Source organism: Pantoea sp. X-Soil-ISGK-421 (assembly GCF_059730785.1).
On the sequence record NZ_AP035981.1, the window covers coordinates 133,122 to 146,275 of the forward strand.

The window sequence follows — 13,154 nt, forward strand, 5'->3', positions numbered from 1 at the left end:
TTTACCCCGCAAAGGCCAGTGACACGAGGCCGCCGCCGGCGCTGCTGACGGTGACCTCGCTGAAGGTGATTTTCGTAACCGTCCACCCGGTGCCCGGGATGCGGCTGCCGGCCTGCACGCGCACCTCGTTGCCGCCGTCAAGCCGCAGGGTAGCGGAGAGCTGCTGACCACCGGAGATTTCCACAATCAGCGGCGGCGCCTTGCTTTCCTGTGCCGGCTTCGCGTCGGCATTGTCTTTCACCGGAGCCGCCGGCTGCGGGTTGAACGGGCCGCCCAGCACCGCGTCGTAGCCGTTTTTCTGCAGCTCGTTAAACGCCTTGGCCTGCGCCAGCTGCGCCTCATACAGCAGGGTTTTGGCCTGAATGTCCTCCAGGCGTCCCATGCTGTTGTCCCGCCCGCCGGTGTCGGTGACGACAACCGTGGCGGCCGGCGCGTGGCCGGACGGTGAGGCTTCGTTACCGGCTCCGGCCTGCGGATTGAGGCCGTCCGGTGTCACGGGGCCGGCCACGGCCATCTGGCCGCTGAGCAGCGCGGGCAGCAGCAGGTAACGCCACTTATTTCTCTGCATAGAGTGTTCCTTCCAGGGTATAGGTCAGCCGGCTGCTGTGCAGTTCGGCCTTCACGGAGCTCAGCCGCAGCCCGTTACCCGGGAAGCGCGATGCGTCAAACAGCCGGTCCGGCGGAATATCGGTGATAAAGGTGAAGCTGTAGCGCTTCCACGGCAGCGGGATCCGGTCCTGCCCCACGGTCTGGGTCAGCACCACCGGCTCGCTGAAGCGCAGGTTGGCCCGCAGGCGCTGCGCGTAGCTGGTCATGCGGCGCAGCTGCTCGTCGCCGGGCAGCAGCGTTTCGGCCGGCGCAGGGGCAAAACGCACCGCTTCCTTAAAGGACGCGTCGTCCGAGGGGCCGGGCATGTTGAACGTGACCGGCGTACCCGGGCCGTAGAGCGCCGGCAGCCGGACGGCAAAGTCGCCGACCGTGCCGCCGTCCGGCAGGGCGTAGTGCAGCGTGAGCTGCCCGGTGGACTCGCACATCGCCTGGCGGAATACCCAGCCGGCGATCGACAGCGGCGCCTGACGCCACTGCTTCACGCACGCGCTGAGCATCCCCGAAAAGTCAGGCTGGCCGCCCCACGGCCGGGCGAGGCTGCCCGGCTTTGACGCCGCGGCGGCTTTTGCGCGGACGAGCTCCGCCTGCACCCAGGCGTCGTGTTCGGCCTTTTTCCTGGCCTCCAGCCAGTGGTTGCCGTACCAGAGCGCGGCGGCGCACACCGCACCCAGCAGCAGCAGGCGGGAGGCCGTGCGGCTGTCGGTTTTGTGCAGCTTCGCACGCGCCGGCACGGCGGCCGGTATCAGCGCTGCCAGCGGGTCGCGGCGGGCGTCAGGCATCTCCAGCAGGCTGTCCGGATCGAACACCGTCCAGCCCGATGACGGCGCCGGCGCCGTGGTGCGGAACCGCTCTGACGCGCGCAGCACCGTGGCCGCGTCCCCCACCACGTCGCCGTAGGGAGAGGGGTGACCGCCGGTGACCGCCATAAACCAGTACTTTCCGCCGGGAAGCAGAAACACGCCCCAGCAGTCCGCGGGCACGCTGCCGAGCACCGCCGCCGCCAGCGACGCGGGCCGTTTTCCGTTAGGCAGCATGTCCGCCTCGTCGGTGAGGCAGCCCAGCCAGGTGGCCGGGTCGTCGCCCGTGCCCGCCGGCAGCGCCAGCCAGTGGCTCGCCAGCTGGTCGCGGGCCTCAATGCGCATGCGCCGTCGGCCGCGCGCGGCCACCCACTGCCAGTGCAGCCCGGCGACCAGCGCGGCTTTGCCCGCGGGCAGCACGCTGACCGCCGGCGCCGGCGTCAGTTCTGACGTCATAAGGACTCCTTAACCCAGCACCACGGGCGTCACGAGGATGATAAACATGCGGCGGCTGTCGTCACCGCGCGCGCCGCCGCCCAGGCCAAAGAAGTTGTAGCTGCCGGTGCCCTGACGGTTGGCCGAATCGCTCAGCTGCTCGTAACCGCTCAGCACCAGCGTCTGGCCGGACTGCATGATCACGCGCTGGACGATAGTTTTCGGGGTGGTCTTCGCCAGCTGGGCGTTCTGTCCGCCCGAGGTGAAGGCCGTGAACGTCGGGTCATCCGACATGCTGATGGAGAACTCCAGCTGCATCTTTGGCGAGTTCGGGAACAGCAGCGGCAGCGCCGTCATGTTAAAGCCGGTGGTGATGGTCGCCGTGGTGATGGAGGTGCTGGTCCCGACGTTCGCCGTCTGGCTGGTGCTGATGTTAGGCACATAGTCCTGCTGGATGGCGTTCTGCACGGGCACGGCGGACAGGTTAGTGGTCAGCGCCGAAGCGGAGGTCACTACGCTGAGCTTCGCCTGCTCGTCCAGCGCCTTCAGAAACGTCTGCGTGCCCTCCCCTTTGCCGTCGAGGATGGCCACGCCGCCGCTGAGCGCGTCGGAAGCCGCGCCCGTAAACGGGCTGGTCAGGGACAGGCCCACGCTGCCGGTGTTCAGCACCGCGTTCCAGTCGATGCCCAGCTGGTTCTGATGCCGGTTCTCCACGCTGAAGACCTTCACCGAAATCATTACCTGGCGGTTCAGCTCGCGATTGCGGTCGTCAATGTAGCGCCCGATGGCGTCCAGCACGCGCGGCGTGTCGGTGACCGTCAGCACGCCGGCGGAGAGGTTCAGGCGCCCGGAGCCCGGCGTCAGCATCGACTTCACCGTGTTTTCCACGTCCTTAAAGATATTGGACTTGATGGTCGCCGTGGTGGTCTGACTGGTGCTGTTGTCGCCGGTGTTGCCGCCGCCGCTGCCACCGCTGGTCCCGGTGGAGGTCGTGGTGCCGCTCACCGTTTTCGACACGAAGCTCGCGTCGCTGTCCATGAAGTTAATGGCGAAGTTGCGGGTATCGAGCCAGAAAATGGCGATGTGCCCGTACTCGTAGCGCCACGACAGGCCGAGGCGCGTGGTGACGTTGTCCAGCAGGCCGCTGAGGGAGCCGTTCCAGCTGACGCCCCGCAGGCCGCCCTCGCCCTGCGGCACGGCAACCGGTCGGCCTGTTGTCTGCCCCATGGCGGCAAGCGGCACCATCCCGCTGGCGTCGGGCGCCGGCAGCGGGCCCGGCATCTTCTCGGTCCGGCCGCCGGCATCGCTGCCGCCCGCCATCGCGGCCTGGGCGTCCGGTGTCACCACCACCGGGATGCGGCACTGGTCGGTAATAAAGGCGCTGACATACGCCAGCGTGACGGTGCCGGGGCGGTTAATTTTGACCGTGCAGGGAGGCAGCGCCGGGCGGAGCCCGGCCACGCCGTTAATCGGCACGGGATTGATCCACTGCGAGGTCAGGTCGCGCACGACCTGGCCGCTGTCGAGCGCGCGTTTATGCCCGGCGGCCTGCGCTTCGGCAGCATCTGCGCGTTTTTCCGTGGCGCCGACGCGGTCCAGCGTGCTGCAGCTGCTGGCCAGCAGGCAGAGCATCGCCGCCGCGGTCAGCCGGTGAGGTATTTTCATTACGGTTTCCTGTCAGGAAGAGAGAATCAGTTGACCCACACCACGCTGCCGTCGGGAACGGCGGCGGGGACGGTGATCTGCATGTCGGCACCGGTGCTGTCGAGCAGGCGACGGGAGGCCACCCGCCCGGTCAGCGCCGACCGGTGCGTCTGCGTGAGCAGCGCGGACATCAGTCCGGGCTGACCGGTACGCCAGACAAACGTCCGGCCGCCGGAAATGAGGTTGTTCAGGCCGGTGACGCTTTTCCAGCCGGGCAGCTGTGCGTCCGTCACGCTGACGTTGTTCGCCGCGGGGTTGCTGTACCGCCAGTCGTTGATGCGGTTCATGTAGCGCACCATCTGCGCGGCCTGCAGGCTCAGCGTCTGGTCCTGCAGCTGCCCCGCCTGCTGAACGGCGCGCTGGTCAGGCGTGAGCCCGGCCAGAAGCGCCCCCAGAAACAGCGCCAGCAGCCAGTACATAAACATTACTGCACCTCCTTATCGTCCACGCTCACCACGCACTGCGCGGCGCGCACGCCGGCGTAAAGCGGCACCTTCGCCGTGCCGTACAGGGTAAAGAGCCGGTTAAGCATCTCGCGGAAGCTGCCGTCAAAGTTCAGCGGCGCATCCACCCGGTAGTTGGTCGGCGTGAGCCAGGCGATGGTCCAGTTCTTAATGCCCGGCACGGCGCAGGTCTCCGCGGCGGCCTGCGTGTAGAGCCAGTCCTTCACGGTGCTGCCCGTCTCGATGCGCCAGTGGCGAACCTGAACCACCGGCGGCGGTATCACCGGCAGAACGGGGACGCGGGTTGTTGCCGGTGATACCGGAGCATTTGTGGTCCTGACTGCTTTAGCCGTGGCAGCGCCGTGGAACGGGTTACGTCCGGTAGTTGGCCGTGGCACAGCTTTCACCCCTCCGGCCGATGCTGGTCTGGCGGGTACGCCGGCAGGTGCCGGGGGCGATATTGATTTGTCTGCGCTGCGTGCCGTCTGCGCGCGCTCTACGGTGACGGTGCCGGTTTTCGCGGTAACGGTCGCCTTCATCCCGCGCCCGGCCAGCAGCTTGTCCACGACAAACGGCCAGCGATCGTTCCCCGTCCACTGCCACAGCTCAGGCGCGTCGGCGGAAACGGCTTTGTCGAACACCACCGCGTGTCCGGGCGGGATAATTTTGCGCAGGGCTGCACGAAGTGTGGGCGCCGCGCCACCCTGACGCACGAAGCCGTCGGAAGGCCCGGCGCCCGCCGTGGACGGTGGCGCTGTGATGCCTCTGAAGGCAGGGGACCCGCCCGCCGCGACAGCAGGTTTCGACAGCAGCGGCGCGGGAGCTTTCGTGCCCAACGGTGAAGCCGGGCGCTGCGCCGAAGGCGTGCTCTGGTGAAGCCGGTACTGCATGGCGCTGATGTCGGCCGCGCTTCGCGTAAGCATGCCGTCCACCACGCTGCCCGAGGGCGGCCTGGTGATGACCGCCTGCTGCGCGCAGCCAGTCAGAAACAGGACCGGTATCAGCCCTGCCCGTTCGGTAAATGACATAGAGAGAACTCCGGATAACTCAGGGCTGCACCGTCTCTGCGGCGGCCGGAGCCGGACCGGCAAAAACCGTGCGGGAAGGCAGGCGAAACCTGCCGGTCAGAAGGAGTGTTGCGGCGCCGGGTGCCTCCCGGTGCTCTGGCCAGACTGACAGACGCCAGAGCGGCATGACTTAGACTTGTCGCATCGAATTAATGAGTAATAAGACGATGTCAGTCTGACCGCGTGCGCTGGCCGCAGGTCCGCCACAACGAAAAACGCACTGACCGGTGAGGGCGAGTGCGCTTTGCGTTGCAGGGAAAGAAATGGCCCGGACGCGCCGGGCAGACGTCAGGCGGAGAACGTCTCACCAATAAGCCATACAAGCCAGCCGTCCTGCACAGACCGAACCGACAACACCGTCTGGCCGTCTCTGAGCAACACGCGGGCGCTTACCCGTGATTTTTCTTCAGAAACCCGACTCGCTGCGTCAGAAATGCTGTCTGAGAGGATGAGCTTCACCACGCGGGATGACAGCTTGCGGGTCTGAGGGCCAGCCGTAATTACGGCTGAAAATGCGCCTGAAGCATTGTGAACGCTAAACAACTGGCTCTTGCCGGCGGCAGACGTGCTCCATGCTTTTCCGATAAAAGTTGAGCGTCTGTCATGCTGCAACAGCTGCAGGATGGCTTCAGCTCTGGCAGCATCAATGACCTTTATATCCTCAGAATTAAGCAATTCCGTTGAGGAGTCCTGGGCCGGAAAGAAGTCTGTAAATTTGGCCTCACCGGCACTGACATGCCAGACGCTGACGCTGAACGCATCACAACTCTGACATGTACCAGCAGGATAGGTCTGCGGCGCAACGCTTTTTTCATGGGGAAGGCAGGATGTCAAAGCAAGCGGAAAGACGAGCGTAAGCGCTAGGCCAGCGCAACGGAGAAGTGTCTTGTTCATGATTTTATTCCTTCAGAGGCCGCCCTTTTGTGAGAAGGGCCCGGCTGCGAAACGGGCGGTGCTGACCGGCAGATACGAAGCGCTCGCCGGAGGGATGCGCGCAGGAACACAGAGCGTTTCATAAATTATTTCCGGCGCCTTCATTTAGCTTCAGACGCCGGTCTCTCAGGGCGCTACTACCTGTTTCATCCTGAGCTTTATCAGATTTCTGTGGTCGAATGCCGTCACAGCGCTGATACCAGAATTCAACCCGTTCAGCCCGCGGGCTCACAAGGCCGAAGCGCATCGCCGTACGGAAATTCACGCTGTGGCGCAGCGCTCTGTCGACCTGCTCTGCGAGCAGCGCCCGGAATTCATCAGGAGTAGAATTTCCTTTGATCGTCCGGCAGGTGGTGCAGACGGGAACAATTCCCCCCTCAACGAACTCTTTACTGATAGCTTCAGCGTGCCAGCCCTGTGCCGGCAGCGCTTCACCGCAGTAGGCGCAGCAGCCGTTAAACTGCCGCCGCAGCGCTTCGCGTTTTGATTTTGAAAGATGCATGATTTCACCCCATGAAATGCGCCCGCGTCCCCGGGCATCCGTTTAAATGAAATGTTTAAAAGACTTTCCGGGCAGACCCACTCGCGAGAGTGGGCCGGCACAGAATGCTCTGTGTCACTGTGCGTTTTGCGAATTGAAACCGTCAGGGATGCCCGTTCACGACCGCACGAAAATGCAGGGCTAATCTTCTCCAGATACAGGTTGTGTCCGGCGGATCGCGCCGGGGCCTGATGCAGTAAATGCACCGGTCGAACTGGATACATCGAATTTGTACGTAGGGGTATAACGGTTACGCTCCACAATTCCGACTTTGCGCGGTGCCCGCCTGTAAAGCCGCACAGTCGTTTCTTTGTGGCTTTACTGTTCTCCCAACGTAGTGCAGGCCATGACGTAGCCTCCGGACATCTTCCGCGCATCGGTAAAGGATGCCGGCAAGAGAGGACCCTGAGGTCGGGAATATAAAAACGGGCACATTGTTAAAGAGCAGAAGAGTTTTTAGGCAAAACGATGCCCTGCGCAGGCGCGCATAATTCAATCAAAAAGAAGGCCAGCAATTATTCTTGCTGGTTGAAAATTATTTAATAGCTTTGTCGCTGTCTTCAGCGGTAAACCGGCGCCCTGGTGTGGCGAGGTCAGTAAAAGATTTAAGATGGTCTTCAAGGCGCACAAGAGCCTCTTTAGTATTACTGCGACCAGAACGGTCTGCGGCCTGGCTCAGCATAGCGGTCATCTCAGGCGAGAGGCGCAGCAGGACTTGCATTCCTTTATCTTTATTGATGTGAGCAGGCATCTGTATTCTTCCGTAACCGAGTGTATGGATCGTGTTAGCAATGTAAGCATTAAATAAGATTGGTCCTAAAAAGAAAACACCCCCTAAAAAGGGGGTAGTTAGTTATCTTATTGATAATAAATAAAAAGCAGCTTAAAAAAGCTGCTTTGACACTAAAAAATCTTTTAATAGTTTAAAGCTTATAACGTTAAGGCAAATTATTGCCATACATAAAGCTAGAAATACTCATCATCACCCGAAGTACCACAACACCCCGAAGTAATTTCATATTACTTGCTCTAAGGCGTTTTTGAGCAGCAACTAATGAGTCTTTAACTGTATCAACTGTGACATTACGATACCCTGCTATTTCCTCAGCAGACCAGGATGAAAACACGAGCATACATACATGTGCTGACTGTATTTCGGTCAATTCAGGAAAGAACTTGTTTAGATGAGAAAAATGACTAAGATCCTCGGCAGCCATAGCAGCCTCCTACACAGGTTGTTAAGGTTAGCTGGTTGTACAGGCTCCTAACCCTGTGCAATCAGCGACTAAATACTTCCGTTTGGCTTATGTCTCTCTTTTTAAACTCCTCATGGTCGTGGTAAATCTCTGTTAACAGGACGTAAATCTTGCTCGTCCCTGATCTGAGGTTCTGCCTGATTCAGTTCTGGCTGTACATTCTGATTCCGCATGCTTTCTTCAGTAGCGTGTACGCTGGCCATCAGTTTCGGATCGCTGACTTCAAACACGAGCCCGTCACGCTTAGTAATGTTCCGGACTACGCCAGAATACAGTACGCGGTTAACGGCTTTCTCCTCTCCTGTCAGCGTCGTATTATCGCCGCTGTGCCACGCAGTAATCTCTGCAGCAAGGTCATTGTTAGAACGGTCAGTCTTGTTGTCAGGTGCGGGGTACACTTCTACTCTGTCACCAAAGTCGGTGACAGCCGGTTTACCGTCGCGCAGATAGCTGACCGTTCCGTCATGCAGCAGTCGCGTCTCATGTTCGCTCGATTTAAACGTTGGCACATCATCACCCGGGCCAAAGTGAATAACGGCGTTAGGTTCCGGCCACGCATTTCTCTGCTGGCGGGTAGCGCGTTTCTCACGGTATGCCCAGCCACGCATCTGGCTGAGTGCTGCAGCATCCCCTTTCAGCGCTTCTCGCTCAACCCATGACTTCCAGCTCAGCGGTCGGCTCGCACCGGTGTCGCTCAGTACCTGACGCTCCTTGCGCAGCTGCAGGCGCAGTTCGGCCATTGCCTTCATCTTTTCAAACTCGGCAACGCGATACATCAGTTTTCGCATCAATGGATCTCTAACTGTGTCGCGAACGTGAGCTTTAGCAACCACGCAGTGCGAGGCAATCTGGCGAAAACGTTCACCCGTGCGAAGGTCTGGCTTCTCCCAGCCGCTGCGGTAGGCATCATAACGCGCGCGCAGAATGTCACGCGCTATGGCACGGGCTTCGCGACGTTCACGACGTGCCTCCTGATCGCGAACGTGGAGCTGCGGCATATAGAATTTATCAACGACCAGTATCCCTGCTTCATGATTGTCAGGATCGGATGCAGGAGGTGCTGATTGATAATTACCCCAGCGCTTAACCATGGACGCATGGCTGATAGCAGGATGTACGTCAGACGCTTTCACGCTGACGCCTTCCGGGTTAAGAAGATCGTAGACCGCGAGCCCACCCTGCTGCTCGCGAAGACCGAGTCCGCGCGTGTGAAGCACGCTATGGACCAGCGGCCAGTCCAGACAATCCTGTTCTGCAAAGTCATTCAGCATCTGACGGGTTTCGCGAACGGCATAGCCATGCAGGCTTTCTTTATCAGAAAAGATTTCACGCTTAGCCGCGCCGCGTGGAGCAGAGGGCATATCACGACGGGTACGGTGAAGGTCACCATACGTATCCATATGCCAGCTGCCGTTATCGACATTAAAGCCGAACTCGCGCTCAAGCACACGGCAGCACTTCTGCAGTTCATCGGCGTCGTTCCACATGTTCTGCGCGCGGAACGTGGTCGGGTGTACGCGATTAGCCGACACGTGACAGTGGATATTATCCGTGTCGCGGTGGATGGCGGCCACGTACTGATGTTCTTCCATACCCAGCTGTTTGAGGCTGTAACGCACGGAGCGGAATACCGCATCGGGTGACGGGTCTTCGTCGCCTTGCCAGGACAGAATAAAGTGATACACCGCGTCTTTGCAGTGGCGGTTCTGCGAGGCCGTCAGGTTCATTTCTGACGCGGCGGTATCCAGTGAAAAGCAGTTGGTTTCACACAGCACTTCACCGGAGAGCACGCGCTGAATGCCCTCGGGTGAAATGCTGACGATTTCGGTAACCGGTGTTGCACGCTTACGTCCGACGTAATCAATTAGCTGACCAAATCCCGACGTCGCGACGTATTCAGCTCCCGTGGTATGGGCCGCTTCGTGAGTCACGGCTTCATCCGGTTTCTTTTCCTCGCGCGTGCTCACGTAGGTAACCAGCTTCTTAAAGCTGGTCTTCCTGTCGCGACGTTTAGGCGGGATTATCACGTTCATCGGTCTTTCATGTCCTCGACCGGCACTGGCGTCATATCCAGCGCGTTTATGGCGTGTTTGATGATGGTCAGTACCTCGGAAAACTGGTGGCTCAGCTCTGTGGTCATGCTCGTCTGCATCTGGGTGTACAGGTGTTTCTGCAAGCCGCCCAGACGCAGCAGCTCGTTCATCATGCGAATGTCGGTACGCACGGTAATACGGCGGTTAAGTGCCGTACGGCGCAGGTACTCAGAAGTCGTCAGCCCGGCGGCGACGGCTTTCTTATTGATGGCTTCGTACTCCGCCTCTGTACAGCGGCACTTGACCAGTTTTTCCCTCTGACGCTTTTCGCTTTTCGACATAACTCAACCTTGGCACATTACCCGGGTCTCGGGGCGGAGCCCTGAGCAGGTCGTTTTGGGAATCACTGCCAGCGTGCTGGCGGTGGTCACAAAACATTTCCTGTCCCGGCTTTTAATCAACTGTTCGTATTTTGCCACTTAGCTGCTCAGAAGTAAACCAGCGTCATGTGAGGTGATGGGGGTGGAAATGGTGGAAGAAATCCAGCAAAATCTTGTCTTTACCATTGTGAAGGAAGGAATGAGATGGCGGTACGTAATGTTTTCACTCAGGAGCAGCTTGATGAGGCGCGTAAGAAGCTGGAAAATCTCCCGGATTTGACGCCGCAGCGCATTACCAGAGAGGCGGCGCTGGAAAATCTTAAAGACACCATTCTGGTGCTGGCGAAAGAGAAGGGTTACACGATAGCGGATATCAAGTCTGCGCTGGATGCCATGGAGTTTCGTTTTAGTGAAAAGGCAATTTCCGCTGTGGTGAACGAGGGAAGTGGAAAGAAAAAACGGACTCCGCGTAAGGTGGAGTCAGTACAGCAGAAAACCACCCCGCAGGACAATCAGCCTGTATCATGAAGAAATCCGGCAGGTTTAATGAATGCCTGCCGGAATTATTTTTTACCAGTTGTGTACGCTGAATCCTTCAAGAAGGTCAGCATCAGCGTCGAAGTGAATCATCGAAGCTTGGCACTTTTCAGACAGAAAGGTGACAACGTGACAGAAGTCATCAGACAGCCCTGCCCTTCTGAGTTCCTCAATCGCGTCCGAGCTTGCTGACAGGCGGATCAGAAATCCGTATCGCGTGGGATGTATCCAGTGACAGGCTCCCTCTTCACCGCTCAGCCTGAGCGACAGTGAATCCAGAATCTCAGAATCACTCTGCGTCATGTGCGCATTACTGACAACCGCGCAGCGACAGATTTCCGGTTCATTTGGCTGGCTTTGAATATCATTTAATAAAGTCATTTTTGTACACCGTCTGAATGACGTCCCCCGACATTGTGTGATTTTAATTTCGCTTGGTTCCGTGAGCAGGCTCGATTTTTCGCCCGCTCACGGAGGGTTATTTTTCTTTTCAGGAGCGCAGGGTCGTAAAGCCGGTGTCAAAGTCATACACCGCTAACGGGTAACGGACACCGACGTAAATTTTACGCCCTTCCGGTTCGTCGGTGGGCTCATCAATGACGGTCAGTGCCTGAAACTCATGCCCCTGAATGCCCCCCGGCCCGGTGAACACGCCCCAGCGATAAATGTAGTCAGCAAGGTCATTGAACTGATCCTGTGTGAGCGGTTTATCATCCACAGTTCCGCTGCTTTCCAGCTGCTGAACCGCATCAGAAATGGCGCGTTCAGTGATGCTATAGATTTGGGTATATTCCTCATTTGTGAGAGGGCGGCCGAGGCTGAAGGAAACAGAATCAGCAACTAAGTCGACATAGCCTTCGTGAGAACTGTTCATGCCTTCCGTTATATCAGTGATGGTCATTTTCATTTTGAGCATTCCCACTCTGAACGTTCATTGGATTCTGCCTCGAAGTACGCCTTGGCTCTTTTCATTAAGCTGTCAAAAGAGACTTCACCGTCATCTGGCCAGAAATGTGTACATAACAGCATAAGGTCTGTCAGAAGGTAGGTGACTGCAGTCTCTGCCGGCTCGGTACTTTCACCAATCCACGTCTGCTCTGCGAAATGTAACAGTGCGGATGCCGCCAGGCTGATGCGGCGGGCATTATCGTTCGCCTCAGCCGAAGCTTCTGCCCGCTGTGACAGCGCCTGTAAATCAAGGATGGTGAACGTTTTTTCAGAAGGTGAAGCGGTCAGTGATTTGATGGATTCGGATTTCATTGTGAAGACCTCTGTAAAGCTGTGGCGCTCAGGGCGGGACGGAAAAAATAACGTCATGAGTCCGGAATTTCTCCGGCCCTTCTGCGCATCAGGCACAGATTTTCCGGTTGTAAATCACCTTAAAATCTGTGTATTCCGGGCCGTCCCGCAGCGGCTCCAGCCGCACCACGTTTTCAGCCACGCCGTTCATGGTCAGCACGCGTTCGACGCCTGCGTGCCAGTCCTCCGCTGGGTTCAGCGGAAACCAGAGATTGCTGTTAATGCCGCTCAGAAGCGGGTCGGAACAAACGTGCACGCCGCGCCCGTGGCACGTGTTTTCACTGGCCGTCACGATCAGTTCGCCGCGCACTTGACGCGTAACTGATGCGTTCACGAGCCTCTGGACTACGTCCTCCCAGCTCCACTCCGCATCATCCGGCACCGGCAGTTCGACGCAGCGGAGTGACTTGCAGCCCGCGCGCGCCATGCTCTGCGCCAGCCCTAATACGGAAGGCTCACCGCAGCTCGCGTCCGCGCCGGTGATCCAGTTTCCATGGTGATAAAACGCTTCGTCGCCGTTATCCAGGCGGATAAAGGTGTATTCGCCCAGCACGCGGATGATGTCATTCTGCGTCAAGGGTGCCAGCGCGAAGGCTAAATTCAGGGGCGTTGCGATGCTCATGGCTGCGCCTCCATCAGGTTGTTTACGGTGGTCATAAACTGCTGCCAGAGGGCAAAGGGCATGGCGGGCACGTGCGCCAGCTGGCCATTGCGCAGGGCATTTACAAAGCTCAGTGCGTGTGCGACGATTTGCGGGTCAAAAATCATATTACTCTCCAAAGTGTCTGGTCTTTGATGAGGCAGACAGGTGGAACTGGCTGCCGTGAATTAAGCAGGGGAAAACCTGCTTTTTTTACGCCTGTACGTTACTGCCCTGCTCCAGCTCTACGGTCAGCCACTGGCTCGCCTTCAGGAATGCTTTTTCCCCCTGAAGTCCGAAGTGCGCCAGCGCGATGCGCCCTGCCTCTTTCCAGACTTCTGACTCGTCAACCGGAAGCATCACCTGATTTTCCGGCACCCGCTGCACTACGGCCTCTGCCAGGTTGTTCAGGATATGGGCCATAAACTCTCGGCGTTGGGTGAGCGTCATCGGGACGTCATTCAGGTCGGTCAGCGCAGT

At 58.8% G+C, this 13,154-nt stretch carries 17 protein-coding genes; 1 reads left to right on the top strand and 16 read right to left on the bottom strand.

From position 1 onward, the window contains the following. Position 1: 1 nt before the first annotated feature. From pilP to mobA, 11 genes are all read right to left on the bottom strand, one after another. A complete protein-coding gene (gene pilP / locus AC6I8K_RS23245; protein WP_479490538.1) occupies positions 2-568 on the bottom strand; it encodes a type IV pilus biogenesis protein PilP in 567 nt (188 codons plus the stop codon). Further along, positions 555-1,862 carry a type 4b pilus protein PilO2 gene (pilO2, locus tag AC6I8K_RS23250; protein ID WP_497827764.1) on the bottom strand — a complete coding sequence of 436 codons (1,308 nt, stop codon included), beginning with the start codon at positions 1,860-1,862 and terminating at the stop codon, positions 555-557. Before pilO2 ends, pilP begins: the two co-directional genes overlap by 14 nt. A gap of 9 nt (positions 1,863-1,871) precedes the next feature. Beyond that, positions 1,872-3,506: a PilN family type IVB pilus formation outer membrane protein gene (pilN, locus tag AC6I8K_RS23255; protein ID WP_497827765.1), complete on the bottom strand. Its 1,635-nt coding sequence runs from the start codon at positions 3,504-3,506 to the stop codon at positions 1,872-1,874. A 26-nt stretch (positions 3,507-3,532) separates the two neighbouring features. Continuing rightward, the gene (pilM, locus tag AC6I8K_RS23260; protein ID WP_497827766.1) at positions 3,533-3,970 is read right to left on the bottom strand and encodes a type IV pilus biogenesis protein PilM; all 438 of its coding nucleotides are present in this window, start codon (positions 3,968-3,970) and stop codon (positions 3,533-3,535) included. After that, the gene (locus AC6I8K_RS23265; protein ID WP_497827767.1) at positions 3,970-5,016 is read right to left on the bottom strand and encodes a TcpQ domain-containing protein; all 1,047 of its coding nucleotides are present in this window, start codon (positions 5,014-5,016) and stop codon (positions 3,970-3,972) included. The genes pilM and AC6I8K_RS23265 overlap by 1 nt, the downstream gene beginning before the upstream one ends. Positions 5,017-5,343: 327 nt before the next feature. Beyond that, positions 5,344-5,949 carry a hypothetical protein gene (locus tag AC6I8K_RS23270; protein WP_497827768.1) on the bottom strand — a complete coding sequence of 202 codons (606 nt, stop codon included), beginning with the start codon at positions 5,947-5,949 and terminating at the stop codon, positions 5,344-5,346. A gap of 118 nt (positions 5,950-6,067) precedes the next feature. Then, entirely contained in the window at positions 6,068-6,490 is a 423-nt protein-coding gene (locus AC6I8K_RS23275; protein WP_497827769.1) for an HNH endonuclease, read from the bottom strand. A gap of 574 nt (positions 6,491-7,064) precedes the next feature. Next, on the bottom strand, positions 7,065-7,280 hold the full coding sequence (locus AC6I8K_RS23280) for a TraY domain-containing protein (protein WP_222213668.1): 216 nt from the start codon (positions 7,278-7,280) through the stop codon (positions 7,065-7,067). Between the two features lie 187 nt (positions 7,281-7,467). Next, the gene (locus AC6I8K_RS23285; RefSeq protein WP_497827770.1) at positions 7,468-7,746 is read right to left on the bottom strand and encodes a helix-turn-helix transcriptional regulator; all 279 of its coding nucleotides are present in this window, start codon (positions 7,744-7,746) and stop codon (positions 7,468-7,470) included. Between the two features lie 110 nt (positions 7,747-7,856). Then, a complete protein-coding gene (traI, locus tag AC6I8K_RS23290) occupies positions 7,857-9,818 on the bottom strand; it encodes a TraI/MobA(P) family conjugative relaxase (RefSeq protein WP_497827771.1) in 1,962 nt (653 codons plus the stop codon). Further along, positions 9,815-10,159, bottom strand: coding sequence for a plasmid mobilization protein MobA (mobA, locus tag AC6I8K_RS23295; RefSeq protein WP_497827772.1), 345 nt, complete (start codon positions 10,157-10,159; stop codon positions 9,815-9,817). Before mobA ends, traI begins: the two co-directional genes overlap by 4 nt. A gap of 243 nt (positions 10,160-10,402) precedes the next feature. On the opposite strand from mobA, the gene AC6I8K_RS23300 reads away from it, so the two are divergent. Further along, on the top strand, positions 10,403-10,726 hold the full coding sequence (locus AC6I8K_RS23300; protein WP_497827773.1) for a hypothetical protein: 324 nt from the start codon (positions 10,403-10,405) through the stop codon (positions 10,724-10,726). A gap of 42 nt (positions 10,727-10,768) precedes the next feature. Here AC6I8K_RS23300 and AC6I8K_RS23305 read toward each other — a convergent pair whose 3' ends face one another. The 5 genes from AC6I8K_RS23305 to AC6I8K_RS23325 form a co-directional block, all read right to left on the bottom strand. Continuing rightward, complete coding sequence (locus AC6I8K_RS23305; protein WP_497827774.1) at positions 10,769-11,116, bottom strand: DUF5983 family protein; 348 nt, start codon at positions 11,114-11,116, stop codon at positions 10,769-10,771. Between the two features lie 109 nt (positions 11,117-11,225). Next, a complete protein-coding gene (locus AC6I8K_RS23310; protein ID WP_497827775.1) occupies positions 11,226-11,642 on the bottom strand; it encodes a hypothetical protein in 417 nt (138 codons plus the stop codon). Then, entirely contained in the window at positions 11,639-11,995 is a 357-nt protein-coding gene (locus tag AC6I8K_RS23315; protein WP_497827776.1) for a hypothetical protein, read from the bottom strand. Before AC6I8K_RS23315 ends, AC6I8K_RS23310 begins: the two co-directional genes overlap by 4 nt. Positions 11,996-12,083: 88 nt before the next feature. Beyond that, positions 12,084-12,656 (bottom strand): hypothetical protein, encoded by a 573-nt coding sequence (locus tag AC6I8K_RS23320; protein ID WP_497827777.1) that lies wholly within the window; start codon positions 12,654-12,656, stop codon positions 12,084-12,086. After that, entirely contained in the window at positions 12,653-12,802 is a 150-nt protein-coding gene (locus AC6I8K_RS23325; RefSeq protein ID WP_479490554.1) for a succinate dehydrogenase flavoprotein subunit, read from the bottom strand. Before AC6I8K_RS23325 ends, AC6I8K_RS23320 begins: the two co-directional genes overlap by 4 nt. Positions 12,803-13,154 lie beyond the last annotated feature (352 nt).

Bases quoted from the DNA above. Each gene is read 5' to 3' on its own strand.
- AC6I8K_RS23275 (WP_497827769.1), bottom strand. From the start codon at position 6,490: ATGCATCTTTCAAAATCAAAACGCGAAGCGCTGCGGCGGCAGTTTAAC.
- AC6I8K_RS23320 (WP_497827777.1), bottom strand. From the start codon at position 12,656: ATGAGCATCGCAACGCCCCTGAATTTAGCCTTCGCGCTGGCACCCTTG.
- pilP (WP_479490538.1), bottom strand. From the start codon at position 568: ATGCAGAGAAATAAGTGGCGTTACCTGCTGCTGCCCGCGCTGCTCAGC.
- AC6I8K_RS23305 (WP_497827774.1), bottom strand. From the start codon at position 11,116: ATGACTTTATTAAATGATATTCAAAGCCAGCCAAATGAACCGGAAATC.
- AC6I8K_RS23325 (WP_479490554.1), bottom strand. From the start codon at position 12,802: ATGATTTTTGACCCGCAAATCGTCGCACACGCACTGAGCTTTGTAAAT.
- pilO2 (WP_497827764.1), bottom strand. From the start codon at position 1,862: ATGACGTCAGAACTGACGCCGGCGCCGGCGGTCAGCGTGCTGCCCGCG.
- AC6I8K_RS23270 (WP_497827768.1), bottom strand. From the start codon at position 5,949: ATGAACAAGACACTTCTCCGTTGCGCTGGCCTAGCGCTTACGCTCGTC.
- mobA (WP_497827772.1), bottom strand. From the start codon at position 10,159: ATGTCGAAAAGCGAAAAGCGTCAGAGGGAAAAACTGGTCAAGTGCCGC.
- pilN (WP_497827765.1), bottom strand. From the start codon at position 3,506: ATGAAAATACCTCACCGGCTGACCGCGGCGGCGATGCTCTGCCTGCTG.
- pilM (WP_497827766.1), bottom strand. From the start codon at position 3,970: ATGTTTATGTACTGGCTGCTGGCGCTGTTTCTGGGGGCGCTTCTGGCC.
- AC6I8K_RS23310 (WP_497827775.1), bottom strand. From the start codon at position 11,642: ATGAAAATGACCATCACTGATATAACGGAAGGCATGAACAGTTCTCAC.
- traI (WP_497827771.1), bottom strand. From the start codon at position 9,818: ATGAACGTGATAATCCCGCCTAAACGTCGCGACAGGAAGACCAGCTTT.
- AC6I8K_RS23300 (WP_497827773.1), top strand. From the start codon at position 10,403: ATGGCGGTACGTAATGTTTTCACTCAGGAGCAGCTTGATGAGGCGCGT.
- AC6I8K_RS23285 (WP_497827770.1), bottom strand. From the start codon at position 7,746: ATGGCTGCCGAGGATCTTAGTCATTTTTCTCATCTAAACAAGTTCTTT.
- AC6I8K_RS23280 (WP_222213668.1), bottom strand. From the start codon at position 7,280: ATGCCTGCTCACATCAATAAAGATAAAGGAATGCAAGTCCTGCTGCGC.
- AC6I8K_RS23265 (WP_497827767.1), bottom strand. From the start codon at position 5,016: ATGTCATTTACCGAACGGGCAGGGCTGATACCGGTCCTGTTTCTGACT.
- AC6I8K_RS23315 (WP_497827776.1), bottom strand. From the start codon at position 11,995: ATGAAATCCGAATCCATCAAATCACTGACCGCTTCACCTTCTGAAAAA.